12 protein-coding genes and 4 tRNA genes are annotated in these 16,581 nt (G+C 57.6%); 13 read left to right on the forward strand and 3 right to left on the reverse strand.

Translation table 11 applies throughout. From position 1 onward, the window contains the following. Positions 1-152 precede the first annotated feature (152 nt). From ACA044_RS10555 to ACA044_RS10565, 3 genes are all read left to right on the forward strand, one after another. Positions 153-229, forward strand: a tRNA-Arg gene (locus tag ACA044_RS10555). A gap of 41 nt (positions 230-270) precedes the next feature. Continuing rightward, positions 271-346 (forward strand) — tRNA-His (locus tag ACA044_RS10560). 56 nt (positions 347-402) lie between these two features. Beyond that, a tRNA-Leu gene (locus ACA044_RS10565) sits at positions 403-487 on the forward strand. A gap of 9 nt (positions 488-496) precedes the next feature. On the opposite strand, the gene ACA044_RS10570 is transcribed toward ACA044_RS10565, so the two are convergent. Further along, positions 497-649 carry a hypothetical protein gene (locus ACA044_RS10570; protein WP_497446297.1) on the reverse strand — a complete coding sequence of 51 codons (153 nt, stop codon included), beginning with the start codon at positions 647-649 and terminating at the stop codon, positions 497-499. 261 nt (positions 650-910) lie between these two features. Between ACA044_RS10570 and tig the strand changes: the two genes are divergently transcribed. The 8 genes from tig to ACA044_RS10610 all read left to right on the forward strand — a co-directional run bounded on the left by tig (position 911) and on the right by ACA044_RS10610 (position 10,623). Beyond that, positions 911-2,221 carry a trigger factor gene (gene tig / locus ACA044_RS10575; RefSeq protein ID WP_052967287.1) on the forward strand — a complete coding sequence of 437 codons (1,311 nt, stop codon included), beginning with the start codon at positions 911-913 and terminating at the stop codon, positions 2,219-2,221. 93 nt (positions 2,222-2,314) lie between these two features. After that, complete coding sequence (gene clpP / locus ACA044_RS10580; RefSeq protein ID WP_008062468.1) at positions 2,315-2,950, forward strand: ATP-dependent Clp endopeptidase proteolytic subunit ClpP; 636 nt, start codon at positions 2,315-2,317, stop codon at positions 2,948-2,950. A gap of 112 nt (positions 2,951-3,062) precedes the next feature. Then, the gene (gene clpX / locus ACA044_RS10585) at positions 3,063-4,346 is read left to right on the forward strand and encodes an ATP-dependent Clp protease ATP-binding subunit ClpX (protein ID WP_007901798.1); all 1,284 of its coding nucleotides are present in this window, start codon (positions 3,063-3,065) and stop codon (positions 4,344-4,346) included. 263 nt (positions 4,347-4,609) lie between these two features. Further along, positions 4,610-7,006, forward strand: a complete 2,397-nt coding sequence (gene lon / locus ACA044_RS10590) for an endopeptidase La (protein ID WP_497446298.1) — start codon at positions 4,610-4,612, stop codon at positions 7,004-7,006. 149 nt (positions 7,007-7,155) lie between these two features. After that, positions 7,156-7,428: an HU family DNA-binding protein gene (locus tag ACA044_RS10595; protein ID WP_002552737.1), complete on the forward strand. Its 273-nt coding sequence runs from the start codon at positions 7,156-7,158 to the stop codon at positions 7,426-7,428. Between the two features lie 53 nt (positions 7,429-7,481). Beyond that, positions 7,482-7,558, forward strand: a tRNA-Asp gene (locus ACA044_RS10600). 102 nt (positions 7,559-7,660) lie between these two features. Then, on the forward strand, positions 7,661-9,532 hold the full coding sequence (locus ACA044_RS10605) for a SurA N-terminal domain-containing protein (protein ID WP_497446299.1): 1,872 nt from the start codon (positions 7,661-7,663) through the stop codon (positions 9,530-9,532). 230 nt (positions 9,533-9,762) lie between these two features. Beyond that, entirely contained in the window at positions 9,763-10,623 is an 861-nt protein-coding gene (locus ACA044_RS10610) for a DUF2242 domain-containing protein (RefSeq protein WP_497446300.1), read from the forward strand. A gap of 347 nt (positions 10,624-10,970) precedes the next feature. Here ACA044_RS10610 and ACA044_RS10615 read toward each other — a convergent pair whose 3' ends face one another. Then, positions 10,971-12,011 (reverse strand): AraC family transcriptional regulator, encoded by a 1,041-nt coding sequence (locus tag ACA044_RS10615; protein ID WP_497446301.1) that lies wholly within the window; start codon positions 12,009-12,011, stop codon positions 10,971-10,973. 3 nt (positions 12,012-12,014) lie between these two features. Continuing rightward, positions 12,015-13,145: a carbon-nitrogen hydrolase family protein gene (locus ACA044_RS10620; RefSeq protein ID WP_497446302.1), complete on the reverse strand. Its 1,131-nt coding sequence runs from the start codon at positions 13,143-13,145 to the stop codon at positions 12,015-12,017. 209 nt (positions 13,146-13,354) lie between these two features. On the opposite strand from ACA044_RS10620, the gene ACA044_RS10625 reads away from it, so the two are divergent. Both ACA044_RS10625 and ACA044_RS10630 read left to right on the forward strand, forming a co-directional pair. Continuing rightward, the gene (locus tag ACA044_RS10625) at positions 13,355-15,394 is read left to right on the forward strand and encodes an oxidoreductase (protein WP_497446303.1); all 2,040 of its coding nucleotides are present in this window, start codon (positions 13,355-13,357) and stop codon (positions 15,392-15,394) included. Positions 15,395-15,596: 202 nt separating this feature from the next. Further along, a complete protein-coding gene (locus tag ACA044_RS10630) occupies positions 15,597-16,574 on the forward strand; it encodes a 1-aminocyclopropane-1-carboxylate deaminase/D-cysteine desulfhydrase (protein ID WP_497446304.1) in 978 nt (325 codons plus the stop codon). Positions 16,575-16,581: the final 7 nt, after the last annotated feature.

Consider the following 16,581-nt stretch of genomic DNA (forward strand, 5'->3'; position numbering starts at 1 on the left):
AGAGTTGACGACCTTCAGGCTCGCCTATAACATTCGTCGCACTTGTCGGGCACAGCCTAGCACTGGTTAAGAAGGTCGATCAGAATTGATGTTTGATTCGGTGAGACTGAAAGCACTTAGTTTGTAATCGTCCAAGAATACAGATTAAAAAGGCGCCCGTAGCTCAGCTGGATAGAGCATCCGCCTTCTAAGCGGATGGTCGCAGGTTCGAGTCCTGCCGGGTGCGCCAATTAGGCAGCTTTGGCACAAGTAACGCAACATGGCAATATGGTGGGCGTAGCTCAGTTGGTAGAGCACGGGATTGTGACTCCCGTTGTCGAGGGTTCGATCCCCTTCGTCCACCCCATATTTAGAAAGGCGCCAGATTAATAATCTGGCGCCTTTGCTTTAAAAGCTTGATACGCGGATGTGGTGGAATTGGTAGACACACTGGATTTAGGTTCCAGCGCCGCAAGGTGTGAGAGTTCGAGTCTCTCCGTCCGCACCATACAAGTCGCTATTTAATAGCAGAAAACGGCGCAGCACCTGCAAAGGTCTGCGCCGTTTTTGTTTCAGAAGTCTGGATTTTCAAAACAGCTGCAGGTTTCGGGCTGGAAGGGCAGGTCGCTTCGTCGTATTTATGTTTCTCGATGATGCTCGATTTGCCCACCGATCCCTTCGCGGGGTTGGTTGTCAGGGATGGATTTGCCGATTCCTTCTATATATAGGAAGGTTGGTACAGAGCCCTGGCTTGATTGACTGTATTTGCTAACAGGGCGAGGCACAACCGTTTGTCCCCGCCTATAAATTGCCTGCTGCTTTTTTACCCGTTTTCAGTAGGGTGACTTCTTGAGTTTGACCCACTAGAATGCATGCCCTTGATTCTGGGGTCGGAAACGGCCGGCTAACGTCTGTGCAACGAGGAATATCCATGCAAGTTTCTGTTGAAAATACTTCTGCTCTTGAGCGCCGCATGAGCATCACCGTGCCGGCTGAGCGCATCGAGACTCAGGTCAACAAGCGTCTGCAGCAGACTGCCCAAAAGGCCAAGATCGCTGGCTTCCGTCCAGGCAAAGTGCCTATGAGTGAAATCAAGCGCCGTTTCGGTGCTGATGCACGTCAGGAAGCCGTGGGCGATGTGATCCAGTCTTCCTTCTACGAAGCTGTTGTCGAGCAGAAGCTGAACCCGGCTGGCGCTCCTTCGATCGAGCCTAAATCGATGGAAGCTGGCAAAGATCTGGAATACGTCGCAATCTTCGAAGTGTTCCCGGAATTCACCGTTGCCGGCTTCGAAGGTATCACTGTCGAGCGCCTGAGCGCTGACGTGGCTGATGCCGATCTGGACAAGATGCTGGAAATCCTGCGCAAGCAGAACACCCGGTTCGAAGTCGCCGATCGCGCGGCTCAGAACGAAGACCAACTGAACATCGATTTCGTCGGAAAAGTCGACGGTGAAGTGTTCGCTGGCGGTTCCGCCAAAGGCACCCAACTGGTGCTGGGTTCCGGTCGCATGATCCCTGGTTTCGAAGACGGTCTGGTCGGCGCTAAAGCTGGCGAAGAGCGCGTTCTGAACCTGACCTTCCCAGAGGACTATCAGAACCTCGACCTGGCAGGCAAAGCCGCTGAGTTCACCGTGACCGTGAACACCGTTTCCGAGCCTAAACTGCCAGAGCTGACCGAAGAGTTCTTCGCTCAATTCGGCATCAAGGAAACCGGTCTGGAAGGCTTCCGCACCGAAGTTCGCAAGAACATGGAGCGCGAACTGCGTCAGGCGATCAAATCCAAGGTCAAGAATCAGGTGATGGACGGTCTGCTGGCCACCAACCCGATCGAAGTGCCTAAGGCTCTGCTGTCCAACGAAGTCGACCGTCTGCGCGTGCAGGCTGTTCAGCAGTTCGGCGGCAACATCAAGCCTGACCAACTGCCGGCCGAGCTGTTCGAAGAGCAAGCCAAGCGCCGCGTTGTGCTGGGTCTGATCGTGGCTGAAGTGGTCAAGCAATTCGACCTCAAGCCTGACGAAGCCCGTGTGCGCGAGATGATTCAGGAAATGGCTTCGGCCTATCAAGAGCCTGAGCAGGTTGTGTCCTGGTACTACAAGAACGACCAGCAACTGAACGAAGTCCGTTCGGTTGTGCTGGAAGAGCAAGTTGTGGATACTGTTCTGCAGAAAGCTAGCGTGACCGACAAATCGGTCTCTTACGAAGAAGCGGTCAAGCCGGTAGAAGCTCCACAAGCCGACTGATTGTTTTTGCGGTAAGAAGTACACACCATAAGCCAGCCTTCGTGCTGGCTTATGCGTATTCAAGACATAACTATTTGGGAGTGACTGCAGAGCATGTTCCGTAATTCGTATATTCAGCAGAACTCTGATATCCAGGCCGCAGGCGGCCTGGTCCCGATGGTTGTCGAGCAGTCTGCTCGTGGCGAACGCGCCTATGACATCTACTCGCGTCTTCTCAAGGAGCGAGTGATCTTTCTGGTTGGTCCGGTAGAGGACTACATGGCCAACCTGATCTGTGCGCAACTGCTGTTCCTTGAAGCGGAAAACCCGGACAAGGACATCCATCTCTATATCAACTCGCCGGGCGGTTCGGTGACGGCGGGCATGTCGATCTATGACACCATGCAGTTCATCAAGCCAAACGTGTCGACCACCTGTATCGGTCAAGCGTGCAGCATGGGCGCGTTTCTACTGACGGCCGGTGCCAAAGGCAAGCGTTACTGCCTGCCGAACTCGCGTGTGATGATTCACCAGCCACTGGGCGGTTTCCAGGGCCAGGCCTCGGATATCGAAATCCATGCCAAGGAAATCCTCTTCATTCGTGAGCGCCTCAACACGCTGATGGCCAAGCATAGCGGGCGCACTCTTGAAGAAATCGAGCGCGATACCAACCGCGATAATTTCATGAGTGCAGAAGCAGCGCGTGAATACGGGTTGATCGATGAAGTGATCAACCAGCGCCCCGCTTAAAATAAGCAGCTCAAAATAGGGTTGGTCAGCTGGTCTGATCACCGGCGGGCTTGAAAAAGCCCGCAATAGCCTTCATCTTGTGTTGCAAGCCTATCGGATTTGGATCGAACGAATGACTGACACCCGCAACGGCGAGGACAACGGCAAGCTGCTCTATTGCTCCTTCTGTGGCAAAAGCCAGCATGAAGTACGCAAATTGATTGCCGGCCCCTCGGTCTTTATCTGCGACGAGTGCGTCGACCTGTGCAATGACATCATCCGTGAGGAGGTGCAGGAAGCCCAGGCCGAAAGCAGCGCGCATAAATTGCCTTCGCCTAAAGAAATCAGCGGCATCCTTGATCAGTACGTGATTGGTCAGGAACGTGCGAAAAAGGTTCTGGCCGTAGCGGTGTACAACCACTACAAGCGTTTGAACCAGCGTGACAAAAAGAATGACGACGTCGAACTCGGCAAAAGCAACATTTTGCTGATCGGCCCGACAGGCTCGGGTAAAACCCTGCTTGCCGAAACACTGGCCCGCTTGCTGAATGTTCCGTTCACCATCGCCGACGCAACCACCCTCACCGAGGCGGGTTATGTAGGTGAAGATGTCGAGAACATCATTCAGAAGCTGCTGCAGAAGTGCGATTACGATGTAGAAAAAGCCCAGATGGGCATTGTCTACATCGATGAGATCGACAAAATCTCGCGCAAGTCTGACAACCCGTCGATCACCCGGGATGTTTCCGGTGAAGGCGTGCAGCAGGCCCTGCTCAAGTTGATCGAAGGCACGGTCGCTTCCGTTCCACCTCAAGGTGGTCGCAAGCATCCGCAGCAGGAATTCCTTCAGGTCGACACCCGTAACATCCTGTTCATCTGCGGTGGTGCGTTCTCCGGTCTGGAAAAGGTTATTCAAAACCGTTCCACCAAGGGCGGCATCGGTTTCAACGCGGAAGTGCGCAGCAAGGAAGAAGGCAAGAAAGTCGGTGAGTCCCTGCGTGAAGTCGAACCTGACGATTTGGTCAAGTTCGGTCTGATCCCGGAGTTCGTCGGTCGTCTGCCGGTACTTGCCACGCTGGACGAGCTTGATGAGGCTGCGTTGATGCAGATTCTCACCGAGCCGAAAAATGCTCTGACCAAGCAGTATGCCAAGCTGTTCGAGATGGAAGGCGTGGACCTGGAATTCCGGGCCGACGCGCTGAAATCGGTCGCCAAACGTGCCCTGGAACGCAAAACCGGTGCCCGTGGACTGCGCTCGATTCTCGAAGGTGTATTGCTCGACACTATGTATGAAATCCCCTCGCAGTCCGAGGTGAGTAAAGTAGTGATCGATGAAAGCGTTATAGAAGGCAAGTCCAAGCCACTGTATATCTACGAAAACAGTGAGCCGACTGCCAAGGCAGCGCCGGACGCCTAAGCGTCACACTGCTGAAATAAAGAAGGGGCCTTCGGGCCCCTTTGCTATTGTGGGAGCTGGCTTGTCGGATCGCCGCACCGCTGTGAAGGCAGCATGACATCCGACCTTTTTGGATGTATCCGGACCCATGCAGGCGCTCCCGTAAGCGGCGATCTTTAAAGTGGTTCTTTTATCCGCTTGTTTTTTTTGAAAACAGCCCCCATCTTGGTTTCAAGCTTACTTCCATCTGTTTACGGCCTTATGGCCGCCGTAGAGGCGAAATCATGAAGACAACCATCGAATTGCCTCTCCTGCCATTGCGTGATGTCGTGGTTTATCCGCACATGGTTATCCCGCTGTTCGTGGGGCGCGAGAAATCCATCGAAGCCCTCGAGGCAGCGATGACGGGCGACAAGCAGATCCTTCTGCTGGCTCAGCGAAATCCTGCTGACGACGATCCCGGTGAAGAAGCACTTTATCGCGTAGGCACCATCGCTACCGTTCTGCAGCTGCTCAAGCTGCCTGACGGCACAGTCAAGGTTCTTGTCGAAGGCGAGCAGCGGGGCGCCGTGGAGCGCTTCAGCGAAGTCGACGGCCACTGCCGTGCCGAAGTCTCGCTGATCGACGAAGCCGATGCGCCTGAGCGCGAGTCGGAAGTGTTTGTCCGCAGCCTGCTGGCTCAGTTCGAACAATATGTACAGCTGGGCAAGAAAGTCCCCGCTGAAGTCCTGTCGTCGCTCAACAGCATTGACGAGCCAGGTCGCCTGGTCGACACCATGGCCGCTCACATGGCCCTGAAGATCGAGCAGAAGCAGGAAATCCTCGAAATCATCGATTTATCGGCCCGGGTCGAGCACGTTCTGGCATTGCTGGATGCCGAGATCGATCTGCTGCAAGTCGAGAAACGCATTCGCGGCCGCGTTAAAAAGCAAATGGAGCGCAGCCAGCGCGAGTACTACCTGAATGAGCAGATGAAGGCCATTCAGAAAGAGCTGGGCGATAGCGACGAAGGCCACAACGAAATCGAAGAGCTGAAAAAGCGTATCGATGCCGCTGGCCTGCCGAAAGATGCCTTGGCCAAAGCCCAGGGTGAACTGAACAAGTTAAAACAAATGTCGCCAATGTCCGCGGAAGCGACGGTGGTGCGTTCGTATATCGACTGGCTGGTTCAGGTGCCGTGGAAGGCTCAGAGCAAGGTGCGTCTGGACCTTGCCCGCGCCGAAGACATTCTCGATGCAGACCACTACGGTCTGGAAGAAGTCAAAGAGCGGATCCTCGAATACCTCGCCGTGCAGAAGCGCGTGAAGAAGATTCGTGGTCCGGTGCTGTGCCTGGTCGGTCCTCCTGGGGTGGGTAAAACCTCTCTGGCGGAGTCGATCGCTCACGCCACCAACCGCAAATTTGTCCGTATGGCCCTTGGTGGCGTGCGCGATGAGGCGGAAATTCGTGGTCATCGCCGGACTTATATCGGTTCGATGCCTGGAAGATTGATTCAAAAGATGACAAAGGTGGGTGTCCGCAACCCGCTGTTCCTGCTCGATGAAATCGACAAAATGGGCAGTGACATGCGTGGCGATCCGGCGTCGGCGTTGCTGGAAGTGCTCGACCCCGAGCAAAACCACAACTTCAACGATCACTATCTGGAAGTCGACTACGACCTGTCCGATGTGATGTTCCTGTGCACCTCCAACTCCATGAACATTCCACCGGCGCTGCTGGACCGGATGGAAGTGATTCGTCTGCCGGGTTACACCGAAGACGAGAAGATCAACATTGCCGTCAAATACCTTTCGCCGAAGCAGATTACGGCCAACGGCTTGAAGAAAGGCGAGCTGGAATTCGACGCCGAAGCGATTCGCGACATCATCCGCTACTACACCCGCGAAGCCGGTGTACGTGGGCTGGAGCGCCAGATTGCCAAGGTTTGCCGCAAGGCGGTCAAAGAGCATGCGATGGAAAAACGCTTCTCGGTGAAGGTGACGGCCGATATGCTGGAGCACTTCCTGGGCGTGCGTAAATTCCGCTACGGCCTGGCTGAGCAGCAGGATCAGATCGGCCAGGTAACCGGCCTGGCGTGGACTCAGGTGGGCGGCGAATTATTGACCATCGAAGCTGCAGTCGTGCCGGGTAAAGGCCAACTGATCAAGACCGGTTCGTTGGGTGACGTGATGGTCGAATCGATCACCGCAGCCCTGACCGTCGTCCGCAGCCGTGCGAAGAGCCTGGGGATTCCCCTGGACTTCCACGAGAAGCGCGACACGCATATCCACATGCCTGAAGGGGCGACGCCGAAGGACGGCCCTAGCGCCGGTGTAGGCATGTGCACGGCCCTGGTGTCGGCATTGACTGGCATTCCTGTACGCGCGGACGTCGCCATGACCGGCGAAATCACCTTGCGTGGCCAGGTGCTGGCGATCGGCGGCTTGAAGGAAAAACTGCTGGCTGCTCACCGTGGCGGAATCAAGACGGTGATCATTCCTGAAGAGAACGTACGCGATCTGAAGGAAATTCCTGACAATATCAAGCAAGATCTGCAGATTAAACCAGTTAAATGGATTGACGAGGTCCTGCAAATTGCGCTGCAATACGCGCCGGAGCCCTTGCCGGATGTGGTTCCGGAGATCGTTGCAAAGGATGAAAAACGCGAGTCTGACTCTAAGGAAAGAATTAGCACGCATTAGTACGCATTTGCCTGGCGGGCTTGTTGACAGTTTTTTAGAGCCCTTGTTATAAAGCGGCTCTTAAGTGTCTGTAGGCCATTCAGCACTCGTTTTTTTGCTTTCACCAAAAAACTTAGAATCAAACTCAAATAGATATAAGGGGACTTAGAGTGAACAAGTCGGAACTGATTGATGCTATCGCTGCATCCGCTGATATCCCGAAAGCTGCTGCTGGCCGTGCGCTGGACGCTGTAATCGAATCCGTCACTGGCGCTCTCAAGGCTGGCGACTCTGTTGTTCTGGTTGGTTTCGGTACCTTCTCCGTGACCGATCGTCCTGCTCGCATCGGTCGTAACCCACAGACCGGTAAGACGCTGGAAATCGCCGCCGCCAAAAAACCAGGTTTCAAAGCCGGTAAAGCACTGAAAGAAGCTGTCAACTAAGTTCGATTCAGGTTTTTGCCTATCCGGGTCGGGGTCATTCCTGACTTGGCAGCGGAGCGGTAGTTCAGTCGGTTAGAATACCGGCCTGTCACGCCGGGGGTCGCGGGTTCGAGTCCCGTCCGCTCCGCCAGTTACGAGAAGGCGCATCCTCGGATGCGCCTTTCTTCTATCCGGATTCTACCCACGCTCCACGGTTGCCTAATTTTGAAGTTCAACCGTTTCTGGGGGACGCATGCTGCAGAATATCAGGGACAATTCACAAGGCTGGATTGCCAAGACCATTATCGGGATCATCGTTGTACTGATGGCTTTCACCGGTATCGAGGCCATTTTTCAGGCGACGACCAACAGCCAGGATGCGGCCAAGGTCAATGGTGAAGAAATCAGTCAAAACGAGCTGAACCAGGCGGTCGATATGCAACGCCGTCAGCTTATGCAACAGCTGGGCAAGGATTTCGATGCTTCCTTGCTTGACGAAAAAATGCTGCGCGAATCGGCCCTCAAAGGCCTGATCGATCGCAAACTGCTGCTGCAAGGCGCAGAAAAATCGAAATTCGCTTTCTCCGAAGCGGCTTTGGATCAGGTGATCCTGCAAACGCCTGAATTCCAGGTGGATGGCAAGTTCAGCGCCGAGCGCTTCGACCAGGTGATCCGTCAACTGGGCTACAGCCGTCTGCAATTCCGTCAGATGCTTGCTCAGGAGATGCTGATCGGTCAGCTGCGTGCAGGCCTGGCAGGCAGCGGTTTCGTTACCGATGCACAGGTTCTGGCCTTCGCCCGTCTGGAAAAACAGACCCGCGATTTCGCCACCCTGAACGTCAAGGCAGATCCTGCGGCGGTGAAGCTCACCGACGATGAGGTCAAGGCCTATTACGACGAACACGCCAAGGAGTTCATGACGCCGGATCAGGTGGTCATCGACTACCTCGAATTGAAGAAGGCGTCTTTCTTTGATCAGGTCAGCGTCAAGGACGAAGACCTGCAAGCGGCGTATCAGAAAGAAACTGCGAACCTGTCCGAGCAACGCCGGGCTGCGCACATTCTGATCGAAGTGAACGACAAGGTGACCGAAGCGCAAGCCAAGGCCAAGATCGAAGAAGTGCAGGCGCGTCTGGCCAAAGGCGAGAAGTTCGAGGCCCTGGCCAAGGAGTTCTCCCAGGATCCAGGCTCGGCGAACAACGGCGGTGACCTCGGTTATGCAGGTCCAGGCGTCTACGACCCAGCGTTTGAAAAAGCCCTGTATTCGTTGGCCAAGGATCAGGTCTCGGAACCTGTTCGCACTGACTTCGGTTTCCACCTGATCAAGCTGTTGGGTGTTGAAGCCCCTGAAGTGCCGACATTTGCCAGCCTGAAAGACAAGCTGACCCGCGAGCTGAAAACCCAGCAGGTCGAGCAGCGTTTCGTCGAGGCGACCAAGCAATTGGAAGACTCCTCGTTCGAAGCCTCCGATCTGGCCCAGCCGGCACAAGACCTGAAGCTGACCGTCCACACCTCCGCGCCATTCGGCCGTGAAGGTGGCGAAGGTGTTGCGGCCAACCGTGCCGTGGTGACCGCTGCATTCAGTCCTGAAGTGCTGGATGAGGGTGCCAACAGCACCGCCATCGAGCTGGACCCGGAAACCGTGATCGTGCTGCGCGCCAAGGAGCACCGCAAGCCTGAGCAACTGCCGCTGGAAAGCGTGGCTGCCAGCATCCGTGCGCAGCTGACCAAGGAGCATGCCAGTGCTGCCGCCAAAACCAAGGCTGATCAACTGATTGTCAGCCTGCGCGATGGCAAGACTGCGCTGGACAAGGCAATCGATGGCCAGAACTGGAAAGTGACGCAAGCCGCGACTCGCGCTCAGGAAGGGGTCGACCCAACTGTGCTGCAAGCGCTGTTCCGCATGCCCAAGCCTGTCTCCCTAGACAAGCCGACCTTCAGCAGCGTGACCTTGGCCGATGGTAGCCTGGTGATCGTGCGTCTGAACGGCGTGAACGAAGCCGCGGCGCCGACCGAAGAAGAGAAGGCTCAATACCGTCGCTTCCTCGCCTCGCGCATTGGCCAGCAAGACTTTGCGGCCTACCGCAAACTGTTGGAAAGCGAGGCTGAGATCAAGCGTTTCTGATGCTTGATTGAGCTTTGCGCAACACAAGAGACCCCGGCCGAAAGGCTGGGGTTTTTTATGGGTGAAACAAAAGCGGCATGAGCTACCCGTCGCCTGCTTATTTACCGCGCGACTTTTTCCTGTCAATGACAGTCAGTAGACTTGTAACTGTTTCAAGACACTAAACGATGCGACGCTAAGCATCGATCTGTTGCACAATACGACCCGAACCGTTTTCCTCAGGATGTTCAATGTTTAGATCAATTCCCATGCGGGTTGTGGGGCTGGCCTTGGTGCTGGCCGTCGCTGCCGGTTGTTCATCGAAGAAAGCCGCCATCTACGAGCATGAGAACTTCGACGACTCCGGAACGTTTTCGCGCAATTACCCGGTGACCGATAAGCAGACCTGCGAGGCCGCCCGTCGGGCTTTGCTCAGCCAGGGTTACATCATCACCAGCAGCGATCCGAAGCTGGTCAGTGGTCACAAGAGCTTCCAGCAGACTGGCGAGACCCACATGGAGATCAGCTTCAGCGTGGTCTGTGCCGATGACGGTAGCGAAGGGCATCACGCAACAATGTTCGCCAACGCCCTGCAGGACCGTTATGCGCTGAAGAAGACCAACAACTCCGCCAGCCTCGGGGTCGGTGTGTTGGGCTCGGTATCGATGCCGATCGGCTCGTCTGACGATTCGATGGTCAAGGTCGCCAGTGAAACCGTATCCTCGGCCAAGTTCTACGAGCGTTTCTTTGCCTTGGTCGAGTTGTTCCTGCCACCGGAAGCGAAGAAGGCAGCGCACATCATCGAGAAGCCGAAGACTGATCTGGGTGTGCCTGAAACCAAGGCTGCGCCGGCTCAGCTGGCGCCGACCCCGACCCCGACCCCAGCGGCAGAACCTGCTCCAGCGCCGGCAGCTGCACCTGCACCTGCTCCTGCCGAAACTACTCCAGCCACCTCGGAGCCAGTTGCACCACCTGCTGAAACGGCGCCGATCACTCCAGAGCAGGGCAGCGAGCCGGCTTCGTCCACAGAAACGGTGACGCCACCGGCAGACTCAAGCACCATGCCCCCTCCGAGCGAGCCGATTTCGGCCATTCCTGTTTCCGGGCAGTAATCGGTTAATGTTACGGATCGGGTCACACGACTCCGATCCCGCAACACCTTCCAAGATTGATCCACATCAAACCGAGCCGTATTCCTACAGCTCGTATCGAAAAAATTCTGTGATAAATTCCTGACCACCTGCTACGTTTTATTCAGTAGCGATGTAGTGTCATGCCCGCGTCATTTTTCTTTCACGCAGGCACTTTATGCTCAGAGCGCTGGTCATTTATTCAGACGATTTTTTTCAACAAGCGATGGGGGTTAATAATGGACGATTATCAAGAAGAACTGCTTGAGTATCAGGCGTTTGAACTGGACCCACTGGAACCGGCCGAAGACGCTACCGAGTTGTAAACCTTACGCGGATTGGCGATGACTGCGGCGAAACTCGCCGGGGGGCTGGCCGTTCCAGCGTTTGAAGGCCCGTTGAAAGGCTTCGGCGGAGGCAAACCCCAGCAGGTAGGCGATTTCGCCGAACGCCAGTTCAGTGTCGCGAATGTAGGTCATGGCGAGGTCGCGGCGTGTGTCGTTGAGAATTGCACGAAATTGCGTGCCTTCCTCGGCGAGTTTGCGGCGCAAGGTCCAGGTCGGCAGCTTCAAGCGTGCCGCCACTTCTTCCAGGTCGGGTTCCCGACCACCATTGAGCAACGGCCCCAGTAACTGAGTGATGCGTTCACGCAGGCTGCGGGTGCGTGTCAGTTGCTCCAATTCCCGTTCACACAGTTGCAGCAGATGCCGCCAGGTGCTCGGGCAGTGCTCCGGGTTACGCTGGGCGAGGCTGTCCAGGCTCAGGCGCAGTTGATTTTGTTCGGCGCCAAACTGAATCGGACAATCCCCCAGCACGGCGTAGGCTTCACGATAATCCGGCGCTTGGAATTCGATCTCGATCCGTTCGGCGCGCAGCGGGGCAGGGCTTACGCTGGACAATTGCTGCAACCAGCCCGCGATGATCGAATCCACCACGAAGCGGTTGTAGGCGTTGTAAGGGCTGATGGAGTAAAACCGCAGCCAGGCGCCTTGGGCATCTTCGTGCAAGCTCGACTGGCCGCGATAGTTGGAGCCGTACAGCGCTTCGAAGCGAATCAGGCAGCGCGCCGCTTCGCGCACGGTGGGGGCCTGGGCGGCGGTGACTCCGGCCAGGCCGGCCTGGCTCAGGCGACTGAGCTGACCCATGCGCAAACCCAACGCCGGGTCGTCGGTCAGTTGTATGGCGCCGTGACCCAGGCGCATGTAGCGCGGGATCGAGAGACGGGCGCCGGCCTCGGCCAGTCGCGCGGCGTCGAGGCCGTACTGTTCGAGCAGTGGTTGAGGGTCCAGGCTATGGCTGCGCACGGCGTCGGCCAGGCTATGGACAAAACCTACCGACAGATCCCCAAGGCGCATCGGCTGTGGTTTCATCGTTTACAACCAGAGGTTCAGCAAACGCGCGCCCCGGGCATCGCCGTCGGCGAAATGCTGCCCGTTGCTGCTGAGGAAGCTTTGACCTGCGCTGCCCTTGTCCCAGAACTGACCGCGCAGGAACACGCTCATGCCGGCGATGGCCTGGCTGCCGGTTGGTTGGGCGATCAGTGTCAGTCGGTGCCAGGCCTGACCTTCACTGAGTTCGCCAGCCTTGAGGCTCACAGAGCTCGGCGGGGGTAAGCCTTTGTAGCCGCGCCACGGTTGATCCCAGGTCCCACGCCCGACGACGAACGCCGGGACCGCCACCAGTTGCGCGCCTTGATCGTCGAGTTTGCGATAATTATCCGGATACCAACTGTCGCTGCCGATCAGCACGCCCAAGCGTCCGGCCGGTGTATCGACGACGTTGATCGTGTGCTCGGAATGGGGTTCGACAGTGTCGCGCCCAGCGAAAGTCGGGTGTATTTGCCGCTGCGGCTGGCCGATCGGCAAACCGTCGCGACCGAACACTACGCTGCTGTTGTACAGCGCGCCGTGGCCGATGTTCAGGGTGCCGTTGCTGACGCTCGGTTCGGGCAACACGATGGAGCCGGCCACCAGGGTCACGTGGAAGTCTTTCGCCAGGCCGCCGAACAGCGCCTGGTAATCCCTGGCCATTTTTTTGGCTTTCATCCGCAAGTGCGCGTCGTCGAGGCGGCTGCCGCCCTCGGCACTGATCAGGGCGCGGATGAACTGCAACGGGTTGCTCACCGCCAGCCAGTTCATGGCTTCCTTGAGCGTAGTGGCCTGGTACAACTCGTCTTTTTCCCCGCAGATCATCAGCCAGGTGCCGACATGTTCGGGCAGTACGACGATGGTCTTTTCATTCAGCAGGCCCTGATCCTGAGCCTTCTGCAAGTAGGCCGCGAGCTTGCGGTGCAGGCGTTCGGGGCTTTGATAGTCGGTAGGGAACAACTCGGGCTGGATGCCTAGCAGATTGCCGCGATCGGCGGGGGTGCCCTGGTCGACCGCGAGACTGATGCGCAGGTCCGACAGGTAATGACCCACCGGACGGTCCGCGGCCCAGATGGCGTAGGTCGTGAGGGCGGCGATCAACGCCATGGAGAGAGTCAGGTACAAAAGTTTGCGCATGGGAAAACAGTCAACGGCCGTGTGCAGGGTTTGCAACTAGGGTAGGGCCCATGCCCGCGCTTGCCAAGGGGCGCTGCACATTTGGATCAATAAGTTGTCAGTTACGGTCATTGAGCGGCAGCTGTGCGACTCTTAGTCTGTCGAACATGACTGACGGGGGCCGAAGAGCTCCTGCATTTTTTCCGTGATCGCTCGTTGTGGAGTTACCGATGGCCGCCGCTCATTACCCGCACCTGTTGGCCCCGCTGGACCTGGGCTTTACCACGTTGCGCAACCGCACGCTGATGGGTTCGATGCACACGGGCCTTGAAGAGAAGCCCGGTGGTTTCGAGCGCATGGCGGCGTACTTTGCCGAGCGTGCCCGGGGCGGCGTTGGCCTGATGGTCACTGGCGGTATCGGCCCGAACGATGAGGGTGGCGTTTACTCTGGCGCGGCCAAGCTGACCACCGAGGAAGAAGCACTCAAACACCTGATCGTCACCCGTGCGGTGCACGAGGCGGGCGGCAAGATTTGCATGCAGATTCTTCATGCCGGGCGTTACGCTTACAGCCCGAAACAGGTGGCCCCGAGCGCGATTCAGGCGCCGATCAACCCGTTCAAGCCTAAAGAGCTGGACGAAGAGGGCATCGAGAAGCAGATCAGCGATTTCGTCACCTGCTCGACCCTGGCGCAAAAAGCCGAGTACGACGGCGTCGAGATCATGGGCTCCGAAGGTTATTTCATTAACCAGTTCCTCGCGGCCCATACCAACCATCGCACTGACCGCTGGGGCGGCGCTTACGAAAACCGCATGCGCCTGGCGGTCGAAATCGTCCGCCGGGTGCGCGAAGCGGTCGGCCCGAACTTCATCATTATCTTCCGCCTGTCGATGCTCGACCTGGTGGAAGGCGGCAGCACCTGGGAAGAAATCGTGCAATTGGCCAAGGCCATCGAGCAGGCCGGTGCGACGATCATCAACACCGGCATCGGCTGGCACGAAGCGCGGATTCCGACCATCGCCACCAAGGTGCCGCGTGCAGCGTTCAGCAAGGTCACGGCCAAGCTGCGTGGCTCGGTGGGCATTCCGCTGATCACCACCAACCGCATCAATACCCCGGAAGTCGCCGAGCAGATCCTGGCCGAAGGCGACGCCGACATGGTGTCCATGGCGCGGCCGTTCCTCGCCGATCCGGATTTCGTCAATAAGGCTGCGGCCGGCCGTGGCGATGAAATCAACACTTGCATCGGTTGCAACCAGGCCTGCCTGGATCACACGTTCGGCGGCAAGTTGACCAGTTGCCTGGTGAACCCGCGGGCCTGCCATGAAACCGAGCTCAACTACCTGCCGGTGCAGCAGATCAAGAAAATTGCCGTGGTTGGTGCCGGGCCTGCGGGGCTGTCCGCCGCGACCGTAGCCGCCGAACGTGGCCATCAGGTGACGCTGTTCGATTCGGCCAGCGAAATCGGCGGCCAGTTCAATATCGCCAAGCGCGTGCCGGGCAAGGAAGAGTTCTTCGAAACCCTGCGCTACTTCAACCGCAAGTTACAGACCACCCACGTCGAGCTGTGCCTGAACACCCGTGTGGACGTGGCGCAGTTGGTTGAGGGCTGTTATGACGAAATCATCCTGGCGACCGGCATTGCGCCGCGGGTGCCGGCGATTCCGGGCGTCGAGCACGCCAAGGTGTTGAGCTACCTGGACGTGATCCTCGAGCGTAAACCGGTGGGCAAGCGTGTTGCGGTGATCGGTGCGGGTGGTATCGGTTTCGATGTGTCGGAGTTCCTGGTTCACCAGGGCGTGGCCACCAGTCAGGACCGCGAAGCGTTCTGGAAGGAGTGGGGCATCGATACACACCTTGAAGCGCGCGGTGGTGTCGCGGGCATCAAGGCTGAGCCACATGCACCGGCCCGTGAGGTGTTCTTGCTGCAACGCAAGAAATCCAAGGTCGGCGACGGCCTGGGCAAGACCACTGGCTGGATTCACCGCACGGGTCTTAAGAACAAGCAGGTGCAGATGCTCAACAGCGTCGAGTATCTGAAGATCGATGACGAAGGTTTGCACATCCGCATTGGCGAAAGCGGCGAACCGCAGGTGCTGCCGGTGGATAACATCGTGATCTGCGCCGGGCAGGATCCATTGCGCGAGTTGCAGGACGGTCTGGTCGCGGCCGGGCAGAACGTGCACTTGATCGGTGGCGCGGACGTGGCGGCGGAGCTGGATGCCAAGCGCGCGATCAACCAGGGTTCGAGGTTGGCGGCTGAACTCTAACGTTCACAGCAATCCCTTGTAGCAGCTGGCGTAGCCTGCGTTCGGCTGCGCAGCAGTCGCAAAATCAGCCATCGCGGTATTTCAGTTAAACCGAGGTGTCAGGATTGACGACTGCTTCGCAGCCGAACGCAGCCTTCGGCAGCTGCTACGGGGATCGTGCTGGCTGATAGACTCCTGTTTTTCGCCAGAACGTAGCGCATCGATGCTTTTTCCTCTCAACGACTGGCTACCCCAAGCCCCCCTGGAACCCCTTCACCTCGACTGGCTCACCCCCTTCGGCATTGAGGTCGCGATCCTGCGTCTGGACCAGATCGACCCGCTGATCAGCGGCAACAAGTGGTTCAAACTCATCGAACACCTCAAAGCCGCCGACCAGAACGGCGCCAAAGGCATCATCAGCCTGGGCGGTGCCCATTCCAATCATCTGCATGCACTGGCGGCTGCGGGCGAACGCTTGGGTTTCACCACGGTCGGCCTGCTGCGTGGGCATCCGCAAGAAACACCGACGGTAAAGGACTTGCAGGCCTTCGGCATGCAGTTGCATTGGTTGGGTTATGGCGGTTATCGGGCGCGACATGAACCAGGCTTCTGGCAGCCATGGCGGGAGCAGTATCCCGAGCTGCAACCGGTGCCGGAAGGTGGCGGCGGTTTGCGCGGGGCGAAGGGCTGCGAGCGACTGGTGGCTCAGACCCGTGAGCAACTGAAGGGTCTGGGTTGGAGCCATTACGACGGCTGGTGGCTGGCCTGCGGAACGGGCACCACCCTGGCCGGTCTGGTACTGGCCGAGGCGGGCGAACACCCGGTGTATGGCGCGCTGGCGGTACCCGACGATCATGGCGTGGCGCAGCAGGTCGAATCGATTGTCCGCGAGGCAGGTTTACAGGGCCCGGCTTATGAACTATTCGACGCCAGCCGTGGCGGTTTTGCCAAAGTCGATCCGCAGTTGCTTGCGTTCATCGAGCAGACCGAACAGGCCAGCGGCATTCTTTTCGAACCGCTGTACACCGGCAAGGCGCTATTGGCGCTCAAGCAATACGTCGAAGTCGGGAAGTTTGCCCGGGGTACGCGGCTGATCTTCATCCACACCGGCGGCTTGCAGGGGCGTCGGGGGTTCAGTTCACAAACCTTTGTGGCGAGGGGGCTTGCCCCCGTTGGACTGCGCAGCAGTCCCAAAGCCTGAAAATGCG

This window comes from Pseudomonas sp. LBUM1673, from assembly GCF_059695645.1.

Excerpts from the sequence above, each read along its gene's own strand:
- tig (WP_052967287.1), top strand. The coding sequence starts at position 911 with ATGCAAGTTTCTGTTGAAAATACTTCTGCTCTTGAGCGCCGCATGAGC.
- clpP (WP_008062468.1), top strand. The coding sequence starts at position 2,315 with ATGTTCCGTAATTCGTATATTCAGCAGAACTCTGATATCCAGGCCGCA.
- clpX (WP_007901798.1), top strand. The coding sequence starts at position 3,063 with ATGACTGACACCCGCAACGGCGAGGACAACGGCAAGCTGCTCTATTGC.
- lon (WP_497446298.1), top strand. The coding sequence starts at position 4,610 with ATGAAGACAACCATCGAATTGCCTCTCCTGCCATTGCGTGATGTCGTG.
- ACA044_RS10605 (WP_497446299.1), top strand. The coding sequence starts at position 7,661 with ATGCTGCAGAATATCAGGGACAATTCACAAGGCTGGATTGCCAAGACC.
- ACA044_RS10610 (WP_497446300.1), top strand. The coding sequence starts at position 9,763 with ATGTTTAGATCAATTCCCATGCGGGTTGTGGGGCTGGCCTTGGTGCTG.
- ACA044_RS10615 (WP_497446301.1), bottom strand. The coding sequence starts at position 12,011 with ATGAAACCACAGCCGATGCGCCTTGGGGATCTGTCGGTAGGTTTTGTC.
- ACA044_RS10620 (WP_497446302.1), bottom strand. The coding sequence starts at position 13,145 with ATGCGCAAACTTTTGTACCTGACTCTCTCCATGGCGTTGATCGCCGCC.
- ACA044_RS10625 (WP_497446303.1), top strand. The coding sequence starts at position 13,355 with ATGGCCGCCGCTCATTACCCGCACCTGTTGGCCCCGCTGGACCTGGGC.
- ACA044_RS10630 (WP_497446304.1), top strand. The coding sequence starts at position 15,597 with ATGCTTTTTCCTCTCAACGACTGGCTACCCCAAGCCCCCCTGGAACCC.